Here is a 25037-nt window from a genome sequence, read left to right as displayed (position 1 = left end):
GGAAATGACTAACTTTACCGCTATCCATCACGTTTGCAATGCCGGGGAAAACAAGACCCTGAAACGCATATTGAGCCTTGATTTTTATCATGTTTGTGAATACCTATCAGCAGCATCCGCAAGCTGTTCATGCCTCAAGGACAAGGATAAATGGTTTGCCAAACAGAAAAAAGCCCTACAGGATGGTCAAGCTCAAGCGGTCATCGACACACTGAAACCTTTCCTCGAAGCAGAAACGGTAGAAGACAGTAACGCCCCAGTACGAGCTTGTCACCGTTACCTGAGCAACCGCATTGAGCAACTGGATTACCCGACAGCAAAATCCCTCGGATTGCCCGTGGGGTCGGGCGAAATAGAAAGTGCACACCGTTACATCATCCAGCAACGCTTAAAAAAATCGGGGGCATGGTGGAAAAGTGATAATGCGGCGGATATGTTGGCGTTGAGGGTCATGCGGGGAAACCAGCAATGGAAGCATTATTGGCGAAACACCGCTGAGGCGGCATGAGGTTTACCGCACTTTTGTTCACACCCCGCAGAAGCCGTAACCAGCAGCATTATCACCTTGCTGGACAGCTTCAAGGATTGGGTGCACACGCTCACCTTCGACAACGGCAAAGAGTTTGCCAAACATGAGCAAGTTGCCCAAGCCCTTGGGTGCGAAACGTATTTCGCCAAGCCCTACCATTCGTGGGAGCGTGGGCAAAATGAGAACGCCAATGGGCTGTTACGCCAATACTTCCCCAAGGCAATGGGGCTATTGGACGTGACCACCCGACAGGTACTGGAGGCTGTACATAAACTCAACAACAGACCAAGGAAGTGTCTGGGATTCAAGACACCTTACGAGGTGTTCCGAGAACTATCCGGCATAGAGGCCGAAAAGTTGGTGGGTTATGCACTTATTACTTGAATTCACTAAAAGTTTTAGCCCAAAAACCGCTGATAAGCAGGGTTCTCCGTCTCATCCCAATACTCATACCCCAGCTTCTCCAGAAACTCGCAGAACTCGCCACGTTCCTGTTCCGGCACTTGTATCCCCACCAACACGCGCCCGAAATCCGAGCCGTGATTGCGGTAATGGAACAAGCTGATATTCCACCCCGCGCTCATGCTGGTGAGGAAATGCAGCAATGCGCCGGGGCGTTCGGGGAAGGTAAAACGGTACAGCACTTCATGCTCCGCCCCATTAGAATGCCCGCCCACCATGTAACGCAGGTGAATTTTCGCCACCTCGTTATCGGTCAAATCGGTGACGGAATAGCCTTTCGCCTGCAAATCCCTCAGCAAGGTCGCGCGTTCCTGCTTGCCCGCAATCTTCACCCCGGCGAACACTTGCGCATCCCGTGCATCGGCATAACGGTAGTTGAATTCGGTGATCGGGCGGTTGCTAATATCGTGGCAGAATTCGCGGAAACTGCCCGGTCTTTCAGGAATCGTTACCGCCAGCAACATTTCGCGCCCCTCGCCCAACTCAGCACGTTCGGCGACGTGGCGCAAGCGGTCGAAATTGATGTTTGCACCACTTGCGGTTGCAATCAGGTGTTTGCCCTGAATGTTTTCGCGTGCCACGTATTTCTTAATGCCTGCCACGGCTAATGCGCCCGCCGGCTCGAGCAGGGTGCGGGTGTCTTCAAACACATCCTTGATGGCGGCGCAGGTTTCGTCGGTGCTGACCAAAATCACTTCATCGACAATGTGTTTGGCAATCTCGAAGGTGTTTTCACCGATCAGTTTGACCGCAGCACCATCCGCAAATGTGCCGACTTGCGCCAGTTGCACCCGTTCACCTGCTGCCAAAGAGGTGTGCAAGGTGGGCGCTTCTTCGTGTTCTACTCCGATGATTTTGATATTGGGGTAGAGGTATTTGAGGTAACTGCCCACCCCTGCAATCAAGCCGCCGCCGCCGACGCACAAGAATACCGCTTCAATCGGGTCGGAATGTTGGCGCAGGATTTCCATGCCAATCGTGCCTTGCCCCGCAATCACGTCGAGATCGTCGAAGGGATGCACGAAAGTCATGTGATGTTCGCGCTCTAGCTCACGAGCGTAAGCATAGGCTTCGTCATAAGAATTGCCATGCAACACCGCATTACCGCCAAAGGCTTTCACCGCATTCACCTTGATGTCGGGCGTGGTGACGGGCATGACGATGGTGGTTTTAATGCCGAGTTTTGAGCCGGAAAGTGCCACGCCTTGCGCATGGTTGCCCGCAGAAGCCGCAACCACGCCGTGGGCGCGTTCTTCTGGCGAAAGCAAAAACATTTTATTGAATGCGCCGCGCAGCTTGAAGGAAAACACTGGCTGCAAGTCTTCGCGCTTGAGGTAAATTTCATTACTCAAGCGGGTACTCAAGCTACGCGCCCGTTCCAACGGGGTTTCGATAGCCACGTCATAGACGCGGGCGGTGAGAATGCGTTTGATCAGGGATTTGCTCATAATTTCAACTTTTGCGGCTCTGCCTTTACGTGGCGGTTAGTATATTGCAAACTCAGGTTTGAGAAAGATTTTTACAACATCACAGGAACGTTTATGAACCAAGACGCTATGAAAAAAGCGGCAGCAGAAGCCGCACTCGCCTATGTACAACCCGGTATGATTGTGGGGATCGGCACGGGTTCTACCGCCAACCATTTCATCGACTTGCTGGCAGGGATTAAGCACAAAGTCGAAGCGACCGTTGCCAGTTCCATCGCCAGTGCGCAGCGCCTGGAAAGCCACGGGATTCGGGTGCTGGACTTGAACGAGGCAGGGCAATTGTCCTTGTATGTGGACGGTGCGGACGAGTCTAACGAACACTTGCACCTAGTCAAAGGCGGCGGCGGTGCTTTGACCCGTGAAAAGATTGTGGCAGGCGCAAGCGATAAATTTGTATGCATCGCCGATGACACCAAGCTGGTGAAAACCTTGGGCAAATTCCCCTTACCGATTGAAGTGATCCCGATGGCGCAAGCCTTGGTGGCAAGGGAAATGGTGAAGCTGGGGGGTAATCCCGTGTTGCGTGCCGGTTTTACCACTGACAATGGCAATATCATTCTGGATGTACACGGATTGGAAATCACCAACCCGGTCGAGATGGAAAACCGTCTCAACCAGATTCCGGGCGTGGTGACCAATGGCTTATTTGCGATCCGCCCAGCCGATGTGCTGATTTTGGGCGGGGCAAACGGCGTGCGTACCTTGGTCTAACGGCAAGCCGCTAACATCACCCGATTCCATTTCGCGGAATAGTCTAATGCCACCGCCAAGTAACGGCGGTGGTTTTCCCCGTATAACGCATCTGTTACCCCATCCAGACACTCTGTCGGGCATTTATCACGTACTTGGGCGAAGACCTCCGGTGCAATACCGGGTACGGTGCTGCTGCGCCCTGCATTGCACAAAAAATAGCGATTGCCTTGGCTGATAGCAGCTTTGGCTTCCGCTTCTGGGTTACGTGCTTTGAGCAGGGGCAATTGCTCGGCAAAATAGCGTTCCTTACTGGCGCTGATCTCCTCAACAGAAGGTACATGAAACCCTTGTGTTTTCTGCGGGATGGGCTGTGGGGGAGGCTGGCAGGCAGTAAGACCACCAACACAGAGTATACTCAGTAAAGTCACTTTCATTATTTCTCTCCTTTGCGTAAGCGCAGCAATGCGTATAATCCGGCTAACCAGAGCCATGAAGTGGGTATTGAGCCGCCGCCGCCACCACTGCCGGTGTTACTGTCAGGTGTTGTGATGTTGGTATTACTGTCACTGCTGGCGCTCGCTTTAGCCGGATTAGTGGCGGATAAAGCGAAGAAAATGTTGTTATGGCATTTGACTAGTATGTGGGTACGGCTGCCCAAATTACTGGGTAAGGTAACGACCTCCGTGCCATCATTGGGGGTGTTGCTGATTAAAGTGATAAAGCTGCCTGTGGTGTTATTGGCAGCAATATCAACCGTAGCACAGTTGATAGGGGGCAAATGCGTATTGGCAATATTCCAGTTGACGGTTTGTTGGCTACCGCCTAGGAGTGAGGTTGTGCGAGGAGAGGTGACAGCGAATGCCTGCCCAGTATTGCGCACATTGATTTGCATTTCATCGTAGGCCGTGCCACCCCGACCGTCACGCACTTGCAGGAGGAAATTGAGTTCGCGATTTGTTACTGGTAATACTTCGCCTGCTGTTTGTACCTGATTCGCTAAGTCAGACAGTGTGGGAATAATGCGTTGCGGGGAGTCACTGGGTAGGCGTGTGCGAATCAGGGCATTATCACCGGTATCCACATTGACATTTGAGGCAGTGCCAGCGTCGCTTTGCTCCCATGAGTAGCTTAAGGTATCTCCGTCGGGATCGCTGCCACTGCCACTGAGAATAAAGGGGGTAGCAGCAGGAATGGTGTAATCCGCTCCTGCGTTAGCACTGGGGTTACGGTTGGTGAGGCTGGTTTTGTTGGCACAGCTTGCTCCGTTACCTTCATGCAAATACTGCTGAATTTGTAGGATCGAGGCAGCGTGCATCGCACTATCGCTGAAGGTTTGGGTGTTATCCTGAGAGCATAAACCAGCATACGCCATGATGCTTGTGCCGCTGCCGGGTTCAAAGGCGGTTCGGGGTTCTCGGTTGTTGGAGCAAGTCCCCAGTAAGCCATTAAATGTGTGACTTGCGCCTAGTTGATGCCCGATTTCATGTGCAACAAAATCAATGATAAACGCATCCCCTTTCGGCTCAGGCAGACCGGATACACCTTGCGCTTTAAATTGTGTGTCGCATACCACCCCTAATAGAGCGAGTCCCATGCCGCTGTTAACCATGGTGAAAACATGTCCAATATCATAGTTATTGTTACCTAGGATACTGTCGAGTGTGCTGGTATTTTGTTTCAGTATTTGTGGAGCAGAGGAATTGGTATAAGGGTCTGTATTGGCGTTGGTGAATACCACATTCGTGTCACTGACTAAGGTGAGGCGAGTGGATAAATCCCGTTCATAAATTTGGTTGATGCGGTTGACGGCAGTGACAATCGCACTGAATGCGGCACTCTGGCTGCCGTAATAAGTGGTGTATTCCCCGGTAGCGGCTACTGCTAGACGGTAGGTGTGTAAGGTTTCACCGGCTCTGGCTGCTGCGGTTCTGGCGGATCTATTGGCTGCTAACGTATTGGCAAAACTGGGTTTGTTCACAGGGTCTTGGCTGGTGCATGACCACTTACCTGACCGAAAGGCTTCCGCATTAGCACTTTTACGGAAACTGAGGTATTGCCTAGTGGTTGCGGAGGTATCGGTTTGTGGTTCAATGAATAAAGTATCACCGTTAGCCATATCAAGCATGGCGTGCAGACCACGCGAAGTGAAGTCTGCTACGCCACTGATGACTTTGCCGTCTGTGCCGAAGACTTTCCATGTTTTAATTTCAGGATGAGCGGTGGCAATGTCGGGTGCAAGTATGTCAGTGGGTTCAATACTCACGGTTGCAAAGCCACCATCGGGCAGAGGTAAATCTAGCCTAGGCAGGTTAGTGCGGGCTTTTTCCAGAGTGTTGGGGGTGAGAAGGGTATCAGCTTGTGCCAGCCATTGGGCTTCATCGAGATGTAGAAGACGATAGTCTTGTAAGTGAGCGCTCGTTGCGGTAACGCGGGTGTTACGTGCTGATATGTCTTGCCAGAGTGCAGGGAGGGTGTTAGCACTAACGCTGTTGGCGAAGTATAACGGCGCAAGCATCCATAATATTTTCATGCTGTTGGTGTCCTAATCGTTAATATGCCCGTAGTTTGCGCAGAATTATAGACCATTAGTAAGTGTTTAGCGACGTAACAACACGTAAAGTGCGCCTGTTCCGCCATCCACTGGACGAGCCGAATGGAAAGCCAAGATGCGCTCATGTTGGCGCAACCAATTATTAATCTTGGTTTTAATGACAGGGCCTTTGTGGTTAGAGCGGTTGCCTTTGCCGTGAATAATGCGGACACACTCGCCATGACCGGGGTGGGCATCGTGCAGGAATTGCAGCAGTTGTTGCTTGGCATCCCGTGCATTCAGGCCATGCAGATCCAATTCGCTGGCAATGCGGTAATGCCCGGAGCGTAATTTGCGTACAATCCGGTTTTGCAGGCCGGGCAGGTAGTAACTGAGCATATCGCCGGGTTGTAATTCCACCGGGTCGTAGGCATCAGAAAGCATGTCGCGCAGCACTTGGCGTTCATCTTCCAGGGTCTTGATGGGTATGGCTGGCGGTTTTACGCTATGATGTATGACATGATGTTTTGGCCTTAGTGGCTTCACATCCTGCATGGATTCACGGAACAAGGAAAACTCTTCAGTACTCATGGATATACTGCTCAGTAACGATGATGGCTTTATGGCTCCCGGTATCAACCGTCTGCGCGAGGCGCTAATAACGGTTGGCAATGTTATCACAGTTGCCCCTGATCAGGATTGCAGTGGTGCGAGTAATTCTCTCACCTTGCGTAACCCTTTGCGCATGACCCGGCACGCTGAACAGGTTTACAGTGTGAATGGTACACCGACCGATTGTGTTCACCTTGGTTTGGGATTGTACGCGCATGACCCGGATATGGTGATTTCTGGTATCAATGCCGGGGCTAATCTGGGCGATGATGTGCTGTATTCTGGTACGGTGGCCGCTGCAATGGAAGGGCGGTTTTTGGGGTATCCCGCCTTGGCGGTGTCACTGGCTGCCCTTGAACCTGGTGCGGTAACGCATTACGCCACTGCTGCACAAGTGGTGTTGCACTTGTTGCCACATGTCAAAGCTTACCCGGATAGGAGCAATATGATCCTCAATATCAATGTGCCTGACGTACCTTGGGAACAGGTACGGGGTGTTTGCGTGACCCGCTTGGGTAAACGGCATCGATCCGAACCGGTGATTCGTGCTGAGGATCCGCGTGGTCGCGAAATATTTTGGATAGGGCCTGCGGGAGATGCGGCGGATGCCGGTGAGGGTACAGACTTTTACGCGGTGCAGGCGGGTTATGTGTCGATTACGCCGATCCACGCTGATTTGACGCGGCATCGGGCGTTAGCGGAAACAGCCCGTTGGTTGGAGGCGTGTCATGTTGCCCCGTAAGCTCGATGTGCAAGGTATTGGCATGACCTCGCAGCGTACCCGTAACCGTTTGGTTGAACGCTTACGCGACAAAGGTATCCGCAATGAAGCGGTGTTAGAGGTGATGAGCAAAACCCCGCGCCATCTGTTGGTGGATGAAGCGCTCGCCAGCCGTGCCTATGAGGATACCGCCTTGCCCATTGGGCATGGTCAGACGATTTCTCAGCCCTATATTGTGGCTCGCATGACGGAGTTATTGCTTGAGGGAGAGCAACCACCACGGAAAGTATTGGAAGTGGGAACCGGTTCTGGTTATCAAGCAGCGATATTGTCCCCACTGGTGGAGCAGGTGTTCACTGTGGAGCGCATTGAGCCACTTTACCGCGCTACCCGTGAGCTGCTTCAGGCGTTGGGATACCGTAATATCCATACATATCTGAGTGATGGCAGTTGGGGATTAGCTCGCGAAGCACCGTTTGATGCGATTATTGCGACGGCTGCCCCAGAAGCAGTGCCGCCTGCTTTGCTAGAACAACTGGCTATTGGCGGGAAGTTAATTATTCCCGTGGGCAAGCAAGGCGGAGCGCAAATGTTACAAGTCATTACCCGTGATGCGGTAGAAACCTATACAACAACAGAATATGAGGCCGTACAATTCGTGCCGATGATTAAGGAAAACCAGTCAAGGAATACGAACGTTATTTGAATATTGAGAAATATTTTCTTAAATTTGGTATATATTCCAGAGTTATTCAAGAATTATGTGAGTGTTTTCACATCCCTGAACCCCCCAATAACATTAAGGTGTAACTATCATGGATAGAAAAATCAAAGTGGTCGCAGCCACGTCTTTGTTGGCATTGATGGCAGCCGCTTGTACCCCCAATCCCTATTACGCAGGTACTGGATACAACAATGGAAGTAACACGCAAACAAATACGGTAAACCGTGCTGCTGTTAGCCATACGCATTGTGGGCGCACACACACACACGTCTTACCCGCAGAAGGTTTAGCACACCATCATGGTGATGGTTGTTTGGCTGGTAGTGGCGGCGCAGCAACGACTACTACGGCTAATACGTCGAACTATAATTATGGTTACACTGCGCCTGTCACAACGCCAACCCCGCAACAACCCGCGATTAATTATGGCTACACTGCGCCAGCGACCACGCCTTATTATGATTACAGTGCAAGCACAGCAAGCAGTAGTAGTTACTATGATTACTCAGCGCCTAAAGCAACCACGCCTGCCAATAGCAATACTTACCGTGCTACGCCAACCCCGACCCCGGCAGCACCTGCTGCAAGTGTTGTAAACAGTGGTTCATACGTTGTGCAAAAAGGCGATACTGTATTTCAGGTAATGCGTAATACTGGTGTTTATTGGAAGGATATTATCCGTCTGAATAACTTGGTAGCACCTAATTATACGATAGCGCCAGGACAGCGCTTGAAACTTAAGTAATGTAAATGATAAAAGCCCGCCTCTTTAGTGAGCGGGCTTTTTACTGTGCATGACATGGCGTGCTAGGTTTAGCAGAAGCCAGTTACACAATCATCCTCTTTTTCTTTGGCTAACTTAGTTGCGTTGTTATCAGCACGTAAGTAATTCTGTAACATGGCTGAGGTGACAGCCCCCGTGTGAGTATCGACAATTTCGCCTTCTGGATTCACGATGAAGGTAGTCGGTACGCCATACACCAGCCCTAAGGCAAACATGGTACTGTCTTGCGTTGGGATGATGGGGTAAGCAACCTTTTTCTGAGCAACGAATTGCTTCAGTTCATCGGTCGAGGTTTCGCCTGCTTCCATACCGAGGATGACCGCTTTATCTTTGAAGCGTTTGGCTACACTGTTCAGTGCCGGGATTTCTGCAACACAAGGCGCACAAAACGTCGCCCAATAATTAACAATCACCCACTTGCCACGGTAGTCGGAGAATTGGTGAGCCTTGCCTTCAATATCCTTGAAGCTAAAGTCCGCGACTTTGGCGGTATCAGCAGCGTTTGCTGTAGCAGATAGTAAAAAAAACGCTGTCAGGGCAATGGCCCGTTTGATCAATTTCATATTGAACCCTCAACTTTTATACGTAAACAACACACTCTTTTAAGAACTACTTTCTAAACAATCACTGTTATTTTGTGTTCTTAGGGGCATCCCTGAGAATAGACTGTTTATGCAAAAGAGTCTGGTTGAATTTCTCTATTGGTTGGCACAACCCGATTTAATTGCGGTATCTTCTGAGTGTTTTGTCAGTCTGTTTCTCATTTATCAAAAGAACATAAGGCTATGCTAATGTGTTTTTCAGTGCAAGTTGTATTTATACGACAACATTCCGGGTATCCGTTTGATGTTGAATCCAGTGAATACCCGGAAGTGCTGTTTAACCCTTGCGGTATTTACGTATGGCAACCGCGCCTAACAATAAGCTGAGTAAGATCTGCGCCCATTGCGTTAAGGTGGGTACGGCAACAGATTGTTGAGGTGGAACAGTGCTGGCTTTTTCCAAATAATCGGGAGTGCCATTCGCGTTAGCATCGCCTAGCTCATCTTTAGTCGGAATGCCATCAGCGTCATCATCCTTATCCAAAGCATCAATTGTACCATCACCGTCGGTATCACGCGGTTTGCTGGTGTCGCTACCGATTTCGGTTTTATCCATCACACCATCAGCATCGGAGTCTGGGTTGTTAGGGTCAGTGCCTAATAGGGTTTCTTCTGCATCCGTTAGACCGTCACCATCGCTATCTTTGGGTGTAGTGTCGGTGCTACAAACAGCAGGACAACCATAGTTAGCGGCGTAATGATCGGTATCCGTTGACCCCCAACCTAAATTGAGGATGCTATTTCCCGGATTCGTGCCGACTGAGTTCTCCGGCGCTTCAGGGGGTTGGTTAAATGGATCAGTTGCATTTTCCAGCAAAGTGACCGCGCCTGAACAAGCACCAGCATTGGCAAAGCTGAATACCTCAATTTCCTGGCCTTCCTGCCACTGCATGGCCTTAGTATTGCTAATCGCTGGTGTGAAAGAGAGGTAGTCTGCGTCGGTATCTTCTTCAGGTGCGAAGACATTGGAGGTGTTGCTCCAGCTTAAACCACTGAAGGCTGATTGAATGCCGATTGCTTTAAAGCGTTCTTCGCCACTCACATGCGGTACTTTCAGGGTGACTTGTGCACTGGTTAAATTATTGGGTGATGGAATGCTGCCGGGGTACATATACACATGGTAGCGTTGATCCGTACTACTCCATGCTACCCGGTAGTAAGCACGGTTCGTTTCTGGGTTTGTGGGTGCTGTTGCGCATTCGCCGCCAGTTGCTGCTTTGACGGTTAGGGTAATACTGGCTTCGGTGGTATTACCAGTGCCATCCGTAATCCGATATTTGAAGGTATCCGTACCACTGTAGCCAGCCGTTGGCGTGTAAATGATTTTATTGTTTTGGATAATCGCCGTGCCGTGCGTGGGATTGTTAATAATCGTAAGGATCACGCTTTGACCTGCGGGGATTTTATCGTTTGCCAGTACATCCAATGAGCTACTAGGGTTGGAAGCATCGACCGTAAAATTATCGGTGGTGGCTTCTAACGCTGGAGTAACAGCGGTGACAGTGACAGTCACGGTAGCCGAGGCTGTGTCTTTGCCATCCGAAACGGTATAGGTGAAGCTATCCGTACCGCTAAAGCCTGCATTGGGGGTGTACATCGGTTTGCCGTCTTGCAGTACGACTGTGCCGTTTTCGCCAGACGTTACGGCGGATACGGTTAGTTTGTCGCCATCTGCATCGCTGTCATTGGCGAGTACATCAACAGTGATGGGGCTGCCAGCGGTAGTAGTGACTTGATCTGCCTCCGCAATGGGGGCTTTATTGGCAGCAGCGGTTACGGTGATGCTCAGGGAAATGCTGGCTTCGGCTATGTTGCCGTCAGCATCCGTGATGCGGTATTTCAGTGTATCAGAGCCGGTGTAACCCGCTGTTGGCGTGTAAAGAATCTGATTGTTTTTGACGGTGGCAATACCGTGACTCGGATCAGTCATCACTTCTAGCGTGATGGCTTGGTCGCTTGGAATAGTATCGTTTGCTAACACATCCAGTACACTGGTGCCGTTTGAGGCATCAACAGTAAACGTGTCTGTTTTCGCTTCCAATATGGGTGTTGATGCAGTGACTGTCACGGTGACAGTTGCGGTGTCGGTGTCTTTGCCATCCGAAACGGTATAGGTGAAGCTATCCGTACCGCTAAAGCCTGCATTGGGGGTGTACATCGGTTTGCCGTCTTGCAGTACGACTGTGCCGTTTTCGCCAGACGTTACGGCGGATACGGTTAGTTTGTCGCCATCTGCATCGCTGTCATTGGCGAGTACATCAACAGTGATGGGGCTGCCAGCGGTAGTAGTGACTTGATCTGCCTCCGCAATGGGGGCTTTATTGGCAGCAGCGGTTACGGTGATGCTCAGGGAAATGCTGGCTTCGGCTATGTTGCCGTCAGCATCCGTGATGCGGTATTTCAGTGTATCAGAGCCGGTGTAACCCGCTGTTGGCGTGTAAAGAATCTGATTGTTTTTGACGGTGGCAATACCGTGACTCGGATCAGTCATCACTTCTAGCGTGATGGCTTGGTCGCTTGGAATAGTATCGTTTGCTAACACATCCAGTACACTGGTGCCGTTTGAGGCATCAACAGTAAACGTGTCTGTTTTCGCTTCCAATATGGGTGTTGATGCAGTGACTGTCACGGTGACAGTTGCGGTGTCGGTGTCTTTGCCATCCGAAACGGTATAGGTGAAGCTATCCGTACCGCTAAAGCCTGCATTGGGGGTGTACATCGGTTTGCCGTCTTGCAGTACGACTGTGCCGTTTTCGCCAGACGTTACGGCGGATACGGTTAGTTTGTCGCCATCTGCATCGCTGTCATTGGCGAGTACAGCAACTGTAACGGGAGTGTTTGCGGTGGTGGTGACGGTATCGACAACGGCGCTGGGGGCGTTATTGGTGGGTATGACGACATCGGCGCAGTTAGCGGCAGTGCCATAGTTGCCTAAATAGTCGTTGTCATCGGTAACACCCCAACCGGCATTGGCAAATTGATTACCGGGGTTAGTGCCAGCAGAATTGTTCGGTGCATCCGGTGGTTGGTTGAAAGGGTCGGTGCTGTTGTTCATCAACGCCACACTGCCCAAGCAAGGCCCAGTATTTTTGAAGCTAAACGCTTCTTGCTCTACCCCAGATTTGAAGGCGAAAGCTCGCACATCAATGGGGGTGAAATTGAATGAGAGGTAATCAATGGCTTTGTCTTCTGCGGGGCCATAGACTTCCGAACTGAGTGACCAGTTAGTGCCTGCCTTGGTTTTAATGTCCGATACTGTGAATTTTTGGTCGCCTGTCGCGTGCGGAACCCGCAATGTCACTTGCGCCGTCATGCTTAAGTCTTTATCCGGTGTCGAAGTAGGGCGCACGTACACACGGTAGCGACTGTCTACGGAATCCCAGGCAACGCGGTATTCGACCCCGCCATCTACGCCTGCGAATGCTGTATGCGCAGCCGGTAGCAATACCAGCAGTGCTAACCCCCTTGAAACTGCTTGTTTGATCGATTTTTTCATGATTACCGACTCTCTTATTTTGTTTTTGGATTTTAAAGCCTGTTGGTATCAGGGCAGTTGTTGCCTGATAATGTAATTTGCACTAGTCGTGCTGTTGACCAGATGCAGCAGGACATTGCCTAGCAGCAAACTCAAGTCATTGGAGCGCCTTGTAGAAATGGTTAAGTTATCCATTTTGGCATCACGTAGTTAAGTGCCGTGGCGCTCATAATTTCCAAATGGTTACGGTGATAGGCGAATAAATAGTAATTGCCAGTCTGCAAGCCCTTTAGCTTGAACGTGTTTCCCCCGTTTGCGTATCTACAATATCATCATCACGCTGAATGAGACCTGTCGTAAATACCCAAGATAGCCCAAGGGCGGGAAACCCGCCCCCAGACTGTGAATCATCAAGGCAATTGCTGATTGATGATGTAGTTAGCACTGAAAGTGCTGTTACCCGGATGCAACAGAACGTTGCCTAGCAGCATGTTCACATCGTTGGATGGCCCGGCAAAGATGGTGATACCGTCCATATTGATGTCCGTGGCTTGATAACCGGTCAGACGGAAGTTGGTACTGACCGACAGGTTTTCTTTTGCCAGCAGGACATCACCCAAAATCACACCCGTGTCGTTGGATGGACCGTTAGCAATGGCACGAATATCCGTATTCGCATTACCCGCCCATAACAATGCTACCGTGCCGCCATTTGCTGTGATCCTCGCGTCTTTCCCGAATACCGTAGTAGTTGGCTTGGTGAAGTCAATGCTTGGCACGGCGCTACCGGTAATGGTGACAGGCGTGGCAGTCATGACCCCTAAGTGGTTACGGTGGCGCACTGAAACGTGGTAGTTACCCGGCAGTAAGCCAGTCAACATCAGCGAAGTGCTGCCGGTTGCTGCATCCACAATGTCGCCATCCCGTTGTACCAAGCCCGCAATGCGTGCTTTGATGGTTGCCGGGGTAGTGGGGTCGCGCACTTCCACCAGTACCCAGTCAACCGGCGCATCGTTACTCGTAATGGCAAGCTGAGTCGCCGCCATTACTTCTTTGCCGATGTATTTGATGCTGCCGATATTGTAAGGTTGGCTCAGTGGGAGCAGACCTTTGCTGCGTAAGTCGTCCTGCATCAATTTGCTGGTGCTGTTGTAAGCGCCTTGCAACATGGCTTTGACTTGGATTTTGACCGCATCGACACTGGTGTCGAGGTAGTCTGGAATACCATCCATGTCACCATCTAATGCATCCTTCGGATCACCGTCTTTGTTCGGGTCGTTGCCTTCGTCTTTAGACAGGATGCCATCGCCGTCATCGTCGGTATCCAGATAGTCGGGCTTGCCGTCTTTGTCGGTGTCATCATCCAATGGCGTACCGCCGTTGTAGTTTTCAAACTTGGTCAGTACTCCGTCGTTATCATCGTCGGTATCCAGCGCATTAGGCTTGCCGTCGCCATCGGTATCAATCGGTTTGGATGGATCAGCACCGACTTCGGTTTTGTCGTCAATGCCGTCACCGTCGCTGTCTTTGTTCAGCGGGTTAGTGCCTGCTTTAACTTCATCACCGTCGTTGAGGCCATCGCCGTCAGTGTCCGGTTTTTTCGGATCGGTACCAAGTTTGGCTTCGTCTTCGTTGCTTACGCCGTCACCATCCGGGTCGCCTTTAGGACCATCGGTTTCATTGGTGTCGAGGTAGTCTGGCTTACCGTCACCGTCGGTATCCACTGCATCCGCTGGGTTGCCGTCACCGTTCGGGTCATTTTTCTCATTTCGAGAAACTTTGCCGTCACCGTCGTCATCATTATCCAGATAGTCGGGTTTACCGTCTTTGTCGGTGTCATCATCCAATGGTGTGCCGCCATTGTAATTTTCATACTTGGTGAGTACGCCGTCGTTGTCATCGTCGGTATCCAAGGCGTCGGGTTTGCCATCACCATCGGTGTCGATGGGTTTTGATGGGTCAGCACCGACTTCGGTTTTGTCATCAACGCCATCGCCGTCAGTGTCTTTGTTCAGCGGGTTAGTGCCTGCTTTAACTTCATCACCGTCGTTGAGGCCATCGCCGTCAGTGTCCGGTTTTTTCGGATCGGTACCAAGTTTGGCTTCGTCTTCGTTGCTTACGCCGTCACCATCCGGGTCGCCTTTAGGGCCGTCGGTGTCATCTTTGTCCAAGTAATCGGGCTTGCCGTCACCATCGCTGTCTTTAGCATCGTCTGGAGAACCGTCTTTGTTCGGATCGTTGTTTTCGTCTTTGGACAGTTTGCCATCGCCGTCATCGTCGGTATCCAGATAGTCTGGAATCTTGTCACCGTCGGTGTCGTCATCGGCTGGTGTGCCACCGTTGTAGTTTTCGTTTTTGGTCAATACGCCGTCGTTATCATCGTCGGTGTCTTTGGCATCTGGCGTGCCATCTTTATCGGTATCGACAGGGGTGGCTGGGTTTGGACCAACTTCAATTTTGTCGTTGATGCCATCGCCGTCAGTATCCGGGTTGGTCGGGTCTGTACCGGCTTTAGCTTCGTCTTCATTGCTCAGACCGTCACCATCCAAGTCACCTTTGGGGCCGTCGTTGTCGTTGGCATCCAAGTAGTCTGGAATTTTGTCACCATCAGTGTCGATGGCATCAGCGGGTGATTCGTCTTTGTTAGGGTCATTACCTTCAGTGGCGGAAGGTTTGCCGTCACCGTCGTCATCGGCATCCAAATAGTTTGGCGTGCCATCGCCATCGGTGTCGGTCATGTTGGTGGATGGGTTGGTATCACCATCGGTGTTGGCATCTTCAGCGCCGGTAGGCAAACCATCACCGTCATCATCACGGTCTTGGAAGTCTGGGATTTTATCGCCATCTAAATCCGGCAGGGTGGCTGCTTTGCCGCCATTGTCGGGGTCAAACGCATCGTCCAAGCCATCTTTGTCGGTATCTTTATTGGTTGGTACAACATCGGCTTTGCCATCGTGGTTAGCGTCATGGCCTTCGATGCGGTCTAATACGCCATCGTTGTCGCTATCATCATCACGGCTATCGGGCGTGCCGTCTTTGTCAGTGTCGGTTACGCCATTGCCTTCGGCAGTATCCAAAATGCCGTCATTGTCGTCGTCGAGGTCGTCAACATCGTCAACATCTTTCACGCCGTCGCCATCGGTGTCGGGGCGATTATCAGTCTTGTCCAAATAGTCAGGGATTTTGTCGCCATCAGAGTCTTTAGCATCTGCTGGATTGCCATCACCATTGGGATCATTGTTTTCATCTTTAGACAGAATCCCGTCATTGTCGTCATCGACATCCAAATAATCAGGGATTTTATCACCGTCGGTATCGTCATCCGCTGGTGAACCGCCGTTGTAGTTTTCAAACTTGGTCAGTACACCATCGTTGTCATCGTCTGGATCGTTGGCATTGATAATGCCATCGCCATCGGTGTCAGTAGCAACACCGCCTGGTGCTTCTATACCGTCAGGAATGCCATCACCATCGGAGTCTGGATTGTTAGGATCAGTACCGATGGTTTTTTCTAATCCATCTTTTAAACCATCGCCGTCACTGTCTAAACTGTCGCTACAATCCGCAGCCGAACCGTAATTACCTAGGTAGTTGTTTTCGTCTGATTCGCCCCAACCCAAGTTGGTAAATTGGTTGCCGGGGTTGGTGCCTTCGGAGTTATTGCCGCCGCTCAACAACGGTTTATTGAAAGGGTCATTTTGGTTGTCGATTAAGGCAACCGGCCCCAAACACGCGCCGGTGTTCCTGAAGCTGAAGACTTCTTTTTCTTCGCCCGCTTTCCACTGGAAAGCATCCGATTTGATCATGTTCAAGCTGAAGGATAAGTAGTCGACGGAAGGGTCTTCCACAGGTGCATCAACCCGTGAATCATTTGCCCAACTGGTATTGGTGACGGTGATTGCCGGGTCATCAATCGTAAAGGCACTGGCACCGGTAGCGTGAGGAACACGAATGGTGAATTGCCCCGTCATGCTCATGTCTTTAGGCGACGGTGTCGCGTTGGGTTTCATGAAGACATGGTAACGGTCATCTTTGGTATCCCAACGGATACTGTATTCCAAGGTTTGCGCCGCCCATGCACTGTTACCTGCGAGTAACAGGACGGAGGCGCTCAACCCAAGGTATTTGCGAAGTGTTGTGGAATGCATAAGTGGACTCTCTCGCTAATTTTTATAATGCTTAACCGAGTATTGCGTAAAACAACCGCCGTATTATTTTTTACAGCTAATCGCCTCGCCTTCATTGCCAGCGTAATGGTTGTCGCTGACAGCCCCCCAACCTAAATTGGTGAACTGGTTGCCGGGGTTGGTGTTGGCAGAGTTTGGCGCTGCATTAAAGGCATCGTCTTTCGCCATCAGGGAAACGCCGTCGATACAGCCGCCTTCATTCTGGAAGCTAAAGATGACTTGTTCTTTGCCTGCTTCCCAGTTGTAATTACGGGCGCTTGCGCCTTGTAAGCCTACGAAAGAGAAGGAAATGTAATCGCTTTTTGCGTCTTCTTTAGGCGCGTCCACGCGGGATGCTTCAACCCAGTTAGCGCCTTCTACAGCACTGGTCAGACCGGTTACTGCAAAGCCACTGTCATGCGGGGCTTTGATGGTGACTTGCCCAGTCAAACTGATGTCAGGTTTTGGAGTAACAGAGGGTTTCATAATCACTTGGTAGGTTTTCCCATCTTCCGCCAGTGCCAGTTTGTAAGTGAGGATGTCAGTCGCTGCGGCTTCTGCTTTCGGGGTTTTCGCTACTTTTGCGGTGTCGGCTGCCATCAGGCTGCCAGTTGTCAAAGCGATAGCCAGTGCGCCGCTCAGTGCAAATGCATGACGTAAGGATTTGTTCGTTTTCATTCATTGTCTCCTGTTGGGTTAGCCCATTGTTATGGTATAACAATGATAAATGTTTTTAGATGCAAGTTAATTTTTTACTGATAAGTGGCAAGTTAAAAAATGGCTTGAGTCGCGAGATTCAAGCCATTAATTCTCAACGTTAAGCGTTGTCAGCGCTCAGGACTATTTGGGAAGTGAGCCGTTTACAATGTAGTTAGCGGCAAATGCACCATTATCGGGATGTAATAATACATTTCCCAACAACGTGTTAATGTCATTGCCGGGACCTGAGAACAGTGTAATGCCATCCAGATTCAAGTCGGTTGACAAATACCCATAAAGTCGGTAGTTGCTATTGGCTTGGTCATTGTTGGTATCACTGAGCACTGTTCCTAGTACTAAATTGGTGTCATTAAAAGGACCGTTTGCAATAAGTTGCTGGCTTTGATTGGCATCACCTGCCCATAACAATGAAACTTGTGCAGTTTCCAAGCGTGCATGATTGCCGTAAGTTGCCGTTGCAGTGGTGGTGAAATCAACTAAGGTGGCAGCATCACTCAAACGTATTGCACTGGAAGTCATGACACCTAGGTGGTTACGATGACGCACACTGACGAAGTAATCGCCTGCCAATATATCTTTGAATATCAGATTGTTACTGCCACTTTGCGGGTCAATCAAATCACCATCACGTTGTAACATTACGGCTTGGGTTTTGATAATGCTGGTTGGTTGAGCTGCATTGCGTAAATCAACCAGCATCCAGTCCACTACCGCGTCATTGCCTTCGATGGCTGCAATGGCTGGATTTAAGGTTTCGATGCCGCTGTGGCGCATTGGGTCAGGAGCATAAGGTTGTGTCATTGGCACTATGCCTTGAAGACGCAGATTGTCAGTCATCATGCCAGTGCTTGTTACGTAAGCACCTTGTAAGAAAGCACGTACATTCAATGTAATCTGCTTGTCATTCGTTACCGTAATTAGCAACGTTTGACTGGCTTGTTTGCCACTAGGGTCGCTAGCTGCCACGATCACGTTATAGCGATTGTCCTTATCACTGTCTGCGGGGCTTTCAAAGTCTGGTGCCGTATTGAAGGTGAGCACACCGGTTGTTGGTTCAATGCTGAATAGAGCAGCATCATCACCTCCGATAATGGTGTAAGTTAGGGTATCACCATCTGGATCAATTGCCATGACGGTGGTAATCACTAGAGTATTTTCTTCCACACTCAGCTCAGCATCAAGTGAGCCACCTTGGGAGGTGATTTGTGGGGCATCATTAACATCCTGTACGGTGATAATCAGGGTTTGTACATCAAAACGCCCTTTATTATCCCTGACCGTGATTTCTACTACGTACTGATTGTTTTTGTCAGCATCGGTTGGGTTTTCATAATCCGGTGCTGTTTTGAAGGTCAGCACGCCAGTGTCAGCGTCAAGCGCAAATAGCGCAAAATCTGGGCCTCCCGTAATGGTGTAGCTGAGCGCATCCCCTTGATCAGGATCTTCTGCCGTCATGGTCGTCACTTGGATTTGCTTTTCAGCAACACTCAGGCTGGCTGAAACATCGCCGCTATGACTGGTAAAGATGGGAGCTTCATTGACATCAGCCACGGTGACATTAATGAGTTGACGGTCTTCGCCACCTTTGCCATCAACCACTTTGATCTCTACTTGATAAACGCCATCGCCGTCACTGTCGGCGGAGTTCTCAAAGTTTGGTGTAGTTACAAATACTAAGCTACCTGTTGTGTTATTCACCGCGAATAGAGCAGCATCCGCACCACCGCTAATGCTGTAGGTGAGCGTGTCACCATCATCATCCAGTGCTTGCACCTTGGTCACACTGACTTGATTTTCATCAGCTATTACACTAGCGACATCGCTACCGCCATTGGAAATAATGGTTGGTGGATCATTGACGTTGTGAACGGTGATCAGTAGTGTTTGCACATCACTACCACCGTTACCGTCATCTACGTTGACCATAACTTCATAGTGATTGTCATTATCGCTGTCTTGCGGATTTTCAAAATCAGGTGCTGTTTTGAAACTGAGTTCTCCGGTTACGGGGTCTATCTTGAATAAACCAGCATCCACGCCGCCACTAATGCTGTAAGAGGGGATATCACCGTCCTGATCGGTGCTGGTCACAGTGGTAACTGCGGTAGTGTTTTCGTCCACGTCCAATACGGCGTTGTCGTTACCGCCATTAGAGGTGATGACGGGGGCATCATTGGCATCTGTCACGGTAATCAGCAGGGTTTGCACATCTGTACTGCCATGTTCATCTGCAATGGTTACAACAACCTCGTACACATTGTTCTGATCAGCATCGCTGGGGTTTTCAAAGTCGGGGGATGCAATAAACGTGAGTACACCGGTATTCGGATCAATACTGAACAAAGTAGCATCCGCTCCACCACTAATGTTGTAAGAGAGGGTATTACCATCTTGATCGGTACTGGTCACAGTGGTGACAGCCGTGGTGTTTTCATCCACTGACAAATTAGCAACTGCCTCACCACCATCAGAAGTAATCAATGGTGCATCATTGCTGTCGGTGATATTAATGATCAAGGTTTGTGTGTCGGTGTTACCGTGACTATCTGTCGCGGTAAGTTCCACCTCATAGCGATTATCTGTATCAGTATCCTCTGGATTCTCAAAGTCTGGCGCAATTTTAAATACCAATGCACCACTCACTGGGTCTAAAGTGAATAACTCTGCATCTGCACCCCCACTAATACTGTAAGTCAGTACGTCGCCTGTGTCAGGATCTGTCGCGATAACCGTTGTTACCTCGGTATTATTTTCCTCGATGATTAACGCCCCACTGGGGCTGCCCCCATTAGAGGTGATCCTTGGTGATTCATTGGTATCTGTCACGCTAATGGCGAGTTGTTGGGTATCAATGCCGCCCCGCCCATCACTCACGGTGACAATAATGTCATAAACATTATCACCATTGGTATCCAGTGGGTTTTCAAAGTCAGGGGCAAGTGTGAACGTTAGTTCACCCGTCACTGGATCAAGTGTGAATAGCCCTGCATCGTCACCGCCACTAATCGTATAATTCAGGGTGTCACCATCCTGATCGGCACTGGTAACGGTTGTGACTGCGGTTGCATTCTCAGCGACACTCAGTCTGGCAATATCCTCACCTCCGTCAGAGGTAATGATTGGCGCATCATTCGCATCGGTGATCACAATGGTGAACAATTGAGTATCCATGAGGTTGTTGGAGTCAGTGACCTTGACCTCTACTTGATAGGTATTGCCTTGATCACTGTCAGCAGGATTCTCAAAATCCGGGGGTATAAGAAAGGCGAGTGCGCCTGTCTCAGGGTCAATACTGAACAGGGCAGCGTCACTACCACCACTGATGCTGTAGGTTAATACATCATCTGCATCAACATCGGTGGCTGTTACTGTTGTAACGGCTTGCGTATTTTCAGGTTGGTTCAACGTCTGTGGTGTACCACCACCTAACGTGAATACCGGCGCTTCGTTAACGTTTGTTACAATTACCCGCAAGGCTTGAGTATCGACATGATCAGGCTCGGTATTATCGTGTACCTGTACAATGACATCGTATTCATTGTTGCGACCCGCATCGAGCGGATTTTCAAAGTCAGGGGCGCTCTTGAAACGTAACTCACCTGTCACCGGATCAATCGTGAACAAATATTCATCCGCACCACCTACAATGGAAAATGTCAAATTATCATCTTTGTCAGGGTCAGTTGCACCTACGGTTGTTACAAATGTCTGATTCTCTGGTATTTTAGCAACCATGCTAATAATTTTCGGTGGGCTGGTTTCCAGTACGTTAGTGACCACTACCACAATGACTTGTTCGGTACATAAGCCCTCACTGTCACAGACCTTAGCCATCAGGATGTAGGCATTGTCTTTGTTAGCGTCAAGTGGGGTTTCATAGTCAGGTGGCGCGTTGAAAGTAAGCGCCCCTGTGACGGGATCAAGCGTAAATAAACTGCCATCGTACAGTGGTGATAAGCTATAGGTCAGCCCATTGTTTTCTGCATTGTGGTCATCGGTGGATTGAATATTCAGCACCGTACCGTTGCCATTTTCTGCAAAAGTGACGTTATTGGTCGAGGTAATCGTTGGGGGGTCGTTCACTGGCAGAATGGCCAGGGTGACAGTGGCGGTATTTTTGCCACCCTTGCCATCGACGACTTCATACACAAAGCTATCCGTGCCGAAATAGTCTGGGTTAGGTGTGTAAGTGTAGGTGCCATCTGCCCGCAATTCTAAAACGCCATGCGCGGGTAGTGTCACCGGCGTGGTGTTAACTGTCAGCGTGTCGCCATCTATATCCGTGTCGTTCACCAATACCGTAGTGCCGTTGAGAACAGTGTCTTCATCCAAGGTGGCACTATCATCCACTGCCACCGGTGCGTCATTGACAGGTGTAATGGTAATCGTCACGGTGGCAGTATCTTTGCCGCCCTTACCGTCTAAAATTTCATAAACGAAGCTATCCGTACCGTGATAATTCTGAGCAGGCGTGTAGGTGTAAGTGCCATCACTAGCCAACGTCAGCGTGCCGTGACTAGGTGGTGTTATCGGCGTGGTGTTGACACTCAGCGTATCACCATCCACGTCAGTGTCATTGGCTAACACGGTGATGCCGTTGAGAGCAGTATCTTCCAATGTACTAGCGGTGTCATCCTGTGCGACAGGCGGGTCATTAACCGGGTTGACGGTGATCGTCACAGTCGTGGTATCGGTACCACCGTTCCCGTCTGAAACCGTGTAAGCAAAACTGTCTGTGCCGTGGAAATTAGGGTTGGGGGTATAAAGATACGTGCCATCACTATTGATCACTACCATGCCGTGGGCAGGCTGCGTGGTGGGTGTAGTAAGAGCTGTCAGCGTATCGCCATCCACATCCGTGTCATTGCTTAACACTGTGCTGCCACTCAACGGGGTATCTTCATCGGTGGCGGCAGTATCCGGTACTGCAACAGGTGGGTCATTGACAGGTGTAATGGTGATGGTCACGGTAGCAGTTGTTGTGCCACCATTACCATCACTGATCTCATACACAAAGCTATCAGTGCCGTGGTAATTTGCATTCGGGGTATAGGTGTAAGTACCGTCTGCCCGCAATACCAATGTGCCATTCGTAGGCGGTGTTACTGGCGTGGTATTCACCGTCAGGGTGTCGCCGTCGGCATCAGTATCATTGGCTAATATTGTTGTGCCGTTGAGTGCCGTGTCTTCTGCTGTGGTAGCGCTATCATTGTCGGCAACAGGCGGAATATTATTCACTACCAAAACGCTGCTGCGGTAATCACGGTACGCAAACCACCAGGTATTAATGGTATTCAAGTCACCATAGTCAATATTCGTCCAGCGCTGACGAATGGGATTGCCCGCATCCGTATTCACCTTAACCTCTGGAGACACATTACTGTTATCAGGAATAGCTGAATCATCCCAGAACAGCAAATTGGGTCCCGTAGTACCACCGTCGGTTTGCGTAAAAACTTGGAAACCATTGTCCAGTCCTTCCACATCATAAGCCGTAAAATGCGTTTCCCCTTGGGTATAGGCAATCATGACATCAATCGGAAAGGCGGATTTAGCTACTTTTACTCCCGCGCCATTTTTACCATCCCACGCCACAGTGTTCACACCGGCAATAACATCAGCAAACAGCCGACGGTCTACACCGTTGGTGAATACCCCATCTTTATTAATATCCAGGAGAATTTCCACCCGCCCTGACTGGTTCACCTCCACTTTAATGTCAGTACTGTTAATGTTATCAATAACAAGCGGCAGATTTTGCAAACTTCCTTCCGCCCCTAGTGGGTAAATAGTGGAATCAGGTGGATTCAGGAAGACTTTGTGTTGGGGATTGCCCCTATTCGCATCAACCACGGACTTACGATCTTGAGCTTTGTTACCTGTACTGCCAGTACCCGTCTCGTTGAATGAAAACTGACCCTGTAATGGTCGCAATCCTGAATTCAAGAAATCCACTTTTGTTACAAAACTATTGGAATCATAAGCATACATGCTCCCGTTAAAGGGTGTGCCAAACGGCGCACTAGGGAAAACGGCGGGGTCGTTGGTGCGCACCCCCCACGATTGTGACCATACACGCCCATCAATTGCTTGAGGCGATGCCCCTTTAGTGGCGACGGTAATATCAAACCAATTAATATTAAGACTGCTAACATTGCCGTAATTCAAACCAGCATATTGGTCGGGAAATGTCCCCACCGTGGCGGCATTATTATCAATATCGAATTCAATGTAATAATCTCCAGCGCCCTTTCCTGCCAATGCGGGGTCAAATGTCCAGTTACCAGAAGTGACATAACCTGCTGGATTTAAGGTGTCAGGTCCAGCTACCGCTTTGGCATGAGTATCAAGGTTAGATGCAGCGCCTCCAGCGACATGTGCGCCATGAACCACAGAGCCATCGGGGGCTTTGATGCGCCAATAATAACTCGCTGATTTCGTATCGCCTGCATTTCCTGTCATATTCCCCAAGCCGATGTAGACGATTTCATTCGCAGGGTCAGCAATGTGAATGTGTAAGCGCCGTTCTGCCGGTTGGTTGTAACCTGCAAAAGGGTAAGTATTAGCATTTGCTGAACCCGTTTCCATTGCTCCCAATGCAGCAAAGTGGCTGGAAGATGGTGCCCATTGCTTCGTGCCCTCAGCAAAAGCAGGTGAAAGCAAAACCGCACCACTCACAGTAAGCCCTAACGCTAAGCGTATGCAGCGGGTTAAAGCCGACAGCGGCTGTGCGACGAATGTTGTGTGCGATTGAGTAGTAGAACCTAGCATCAGGAAGTCCCCCGGTAGCGTATTTGTTATTAATTTATATAGAGTCGAAATGAGTGTTTGCGCATTACGGGTTTGGTAACTGCGCAATGTTACTGGTGCATAATCCATAAAATTAATCTTGGCGGCAATGAAAAGCAGATTAGCGGGAAGGAATGTGGTGGGCGGCGGTTTTATGACGGTATGCTACAATCGCCGCATTCAATAAACACGAACGGACAACGATGAGCACACACACATCGAATCATGATGACCAGCCACCCAAAAAACGCCGTTGGCTACGCTGGTCGCTAGAAGCCCTGATTATCCTCGCCATCATTTTCGGGGTACGCGCTTGGCAACAACATGGGATGCTGGAGGGCGAAGCACCTGATTTTGAACGCACTGCACTAAGTGGTGCAGTTATTCACCTTGACGATTACCGTGGTCAGCCGGTGCTGCTACATTTCTGGGCGAGTTGGTGTCCGATGTGCGAATTGGAACAGGGTAGCATCAGTAGCGTTGCTAAAGATTGGAAAGTAATCACGGTGGCGTTCCAGTCGGGCGGTGAAGAGGAAGTGCAGCGCTACATGGAGCGTAAAAACATTGCCGAATGGGTCACGATTGTGGATGAAGATGGCTCATTGTCGGGGCAATACGGCATCAAAGGCGTGCCTACCAGTTACGTGCTGGATGAAGAGGGCGTGATCCGTTTCCGCGAAGTTGGGCTAACCTCCGGCTGGGGTTTGCGCTTGCGTTTGTGGATGGCGGACTGGTTGGTTTAA

At 50.1% G+C, this 25037-nt stretch carries 15 protein-coding genes and 1 pseudogene; 7 read left to right on the top strand and 9 right to left on the bottom strand.

Annotated elements, in window-relative coordinates:
• The first annotated feature begins 4 nt into the window (after positions 1 to 4).
• Entirely contained in the window at positions 5 to 508 is a 504-nt protein-coding gene (locus QJT81_18965; protein ID WGZ93843.1) for a hypothetical protein, read from the top strand.
• An 81-nt stretch (positions 509 to 589) separates the two neighbouring features.
• Positions 590 to 913, top strand: a pseudogene (locus tag QJT81_18960) (IS30 family transposase).
• A 14-nt stretch (positions 914 to 927) separates the two neighbouring features.
• On the opposite strand, the gene ilvA reads toward QJT81_18960, so the two are convergent.
• On the bottom strand, positions 928 to 2439 hold the full coding sequence (ilvA, locus tag QJT81_18955) for a threonine ammonia-lyase, biosynthetic (protein ID WGZ93842.1): 1512 nt from the start codon (positions 2437 to 2439) through the stop codon (positions 928 to 930).
• A 93-nt stretch (positions 2440 to 2532) separates the two neighbouring features.
• On the opposite strand from ilvA, the gene rpiA reads away from it, so the two are divergent.
• Positions 2533 to 3189: a ribose-5-phosphate isomerase RpiA gene (gene rpiA / locus QJT81_18950; protein WGZ93841.1), complete on the top strand. Its 657-nt coding sequence runs from the start codon at positions 2533 to 2535 to the stop codon at positions 3187 to 3189.
• Here the strand turns inward: rpiA and QJT81_18945 are convergent.
• The 3 genes from QJT81_18945 to QJT81_18935 form a co-directional block, all read right to left on the bottom strand.
• Complete coding sequence (locus tag QJT81_18945) at positions 3186 to 3605, bottom strand: hypothetical protein (GenBank protein WGZ93840.1); 420 nt, start codon at positions 3603 to 3605, stop codon at positions 3186 to 3188. The two genes, rpiA and QJT81_18945, sit on opposite strands and share 4 nt — an antisense overlap.
• Positions 3605 to 5701: a M12 family metallo-peptidase gene (locus QJT81_18940; GenBank protein ID WGZ93839.1), complete on the bottom strand. Its 2097-nt coding sequence runs from the start codon at positions 5699 to 5701 to the stop codon at positions 3605 to 3607. The genes QJT81_18945 and QJT81_18940 overlap by 1 nt, the downstream gene beginning before the upstream one ends.
• 66 nt (positions 5702 to 5767) lie before the next feature.
• Positions 5768 to 6292, bottom strand: a complete 525-nt coding sequence (locus QJT81_18935) for a Smr/MutS family protein (protein ID WGZ93838.1) — start codon at positions 6290 to 6292, stop codon at positions 5768 to 5770.
• Between QJT81_18935 and surE the strand changes: the two genes are divergently transcribed.
• The 3 genes from surE (at position 6291) to QJT81_18920 (ending at position 8503) form a co-directional block, all read left to right on the top strand.
• Positions 6291 to 7055: a 5'/3'-nucleotidase SurE gene (surE, locus tag QJT81_18930; protein WGZ93837.1), complete on the top strand. Its 765-nt coding sequence runs from the start codon at positions 6291 to 6293 to the stop codon at positions 7053 to 7055. The two genes, QJT81_18935 and surE, sit on opposite strands and share 2 nt — an antisense overlap.
• Positions 7042 to 7740 (top strand): protein-L-isoaspartate(D-aspartate) O-methyltransferase, encoded by a 699-nt coding sequence (locus QJT81_18925; protein ID WGZ93836.1) that lies wholly within the window; start codon positions 7042 to 7044, stop codon positions 7738 to 7740. Before surE ends, QJT81_18925 begins: the two co-directional genes overlap by 14 nt.
• Before the next feature lie 109 nt (positions 7741 to 7849).
• Positions 7850 to 8503 (top strand): LysM peptidoglycan-binding domain-containing protein, encoded by a 654-nt coding sequence (locus tag QJT81_18920; GenBank protein ID WGZ93835.1) that lies wholly within the window; start codon positions 7850 to 7852, stop codon positions 8501 to 8503.
• Between the two features lie 68 nt (positions 8504 to 8571).
• Here QJT81_18920 and QJT81_18915 read toward each other — a convergent pair whose 3' ends face one another.
• The 5 genes from QJT81_18915 to QJT81_18895 all read right to left on the bottom strand — a co-directional run bounded on the left by QJT81_18915 (position 8572) and on the right by QJT81_18895 (position 24384).
• A complete protein-coding gene (locus QJT81_18915; GenBank protein WGZ93834.1) occupies positions 8572 to 9105 on the bottom strand; it encodes a TlpA disulfide reductase family protein in 534 nt (177 codons plus the stop codon).
• 316 nt (positions 9106 to 9421) lie between these two features.
• Positions 9422 to 12640: an IPTL-CTERM sorting domain-containing protein gene (locus tag QJT81_18910; protein WGZ93833.1), complete on the bottom strand. Its 3219-nt coding sequence runs from the start codon at positions 12638 to 12640 to the stop codon at positions 9422 to 9424.
• 389 nt (positions 12641 to 13029) lie between these two features.
• The gene (locus QJT81_18905) at positions 13030 to 16767 is read right to left on the bottom strand and encodes a hypothetical protein (GenBank protein ID WGZ93832.1); all 3738 of its coding nucleotides are present in this window, start codon (positions 16765 to 16767) and stop codon (positions 13030 to 13032) included.
• A 63-nt stretch (positions 16768 to 16830) separates the two neighbouring features.
• On the bottom strand, positions 16831 to 17463 hold the full coding sequence (locus tag QJT81_18900; protein ID WGZ93831.1) for a cadherin: 633 nt from the start codon (positions 17461 to 17463) through the stop codon (positions 16831 to 16833).
• Positions 17464 to 17625: 162 nt separating this feature from the next.
• Positions 17626 to 24384, bottom strand: coding sequence for an Ig-like domain-containing protein (locus QJT81_18895; protein WGZ93830.1), 6759 nt, complete (start codon positions 24382 to 24384; stop codon positions 17626 to 17628).
• 113 nt (positions 24385 to 24497) lie between these two features.
• On the opposite strand from QJT81_18895, the gene QJT81_18890 reads away from it, so the two are divergent.
• Positions 24498 to 25037 (top strand): protein disulfide oxidoreductase, encoded by a 540-nt coding sequence (locus tag QJT81_18890; protein ID WGZ93829.1) that lies wholly within the window; start codon positions 24498 to 24500, stop codon positions 25035 to 25037.

Origin of the sequence: Candidatus Thiothrix putei (assembly GCA_029972225.1) — a bacterium.
In the GTDB taxonomy this organism is placed as follows: Bacteria; Pseudomonadota; Gammaproteobacteria; order Thiotrichales; family Thiotrichaceae; genus Thiothrix; species Thiothrix putei.
Note: the sequence above shows the minus strand (reverse complement) of the source record. Positions and strands in the feature narration are given on the sequence as shown.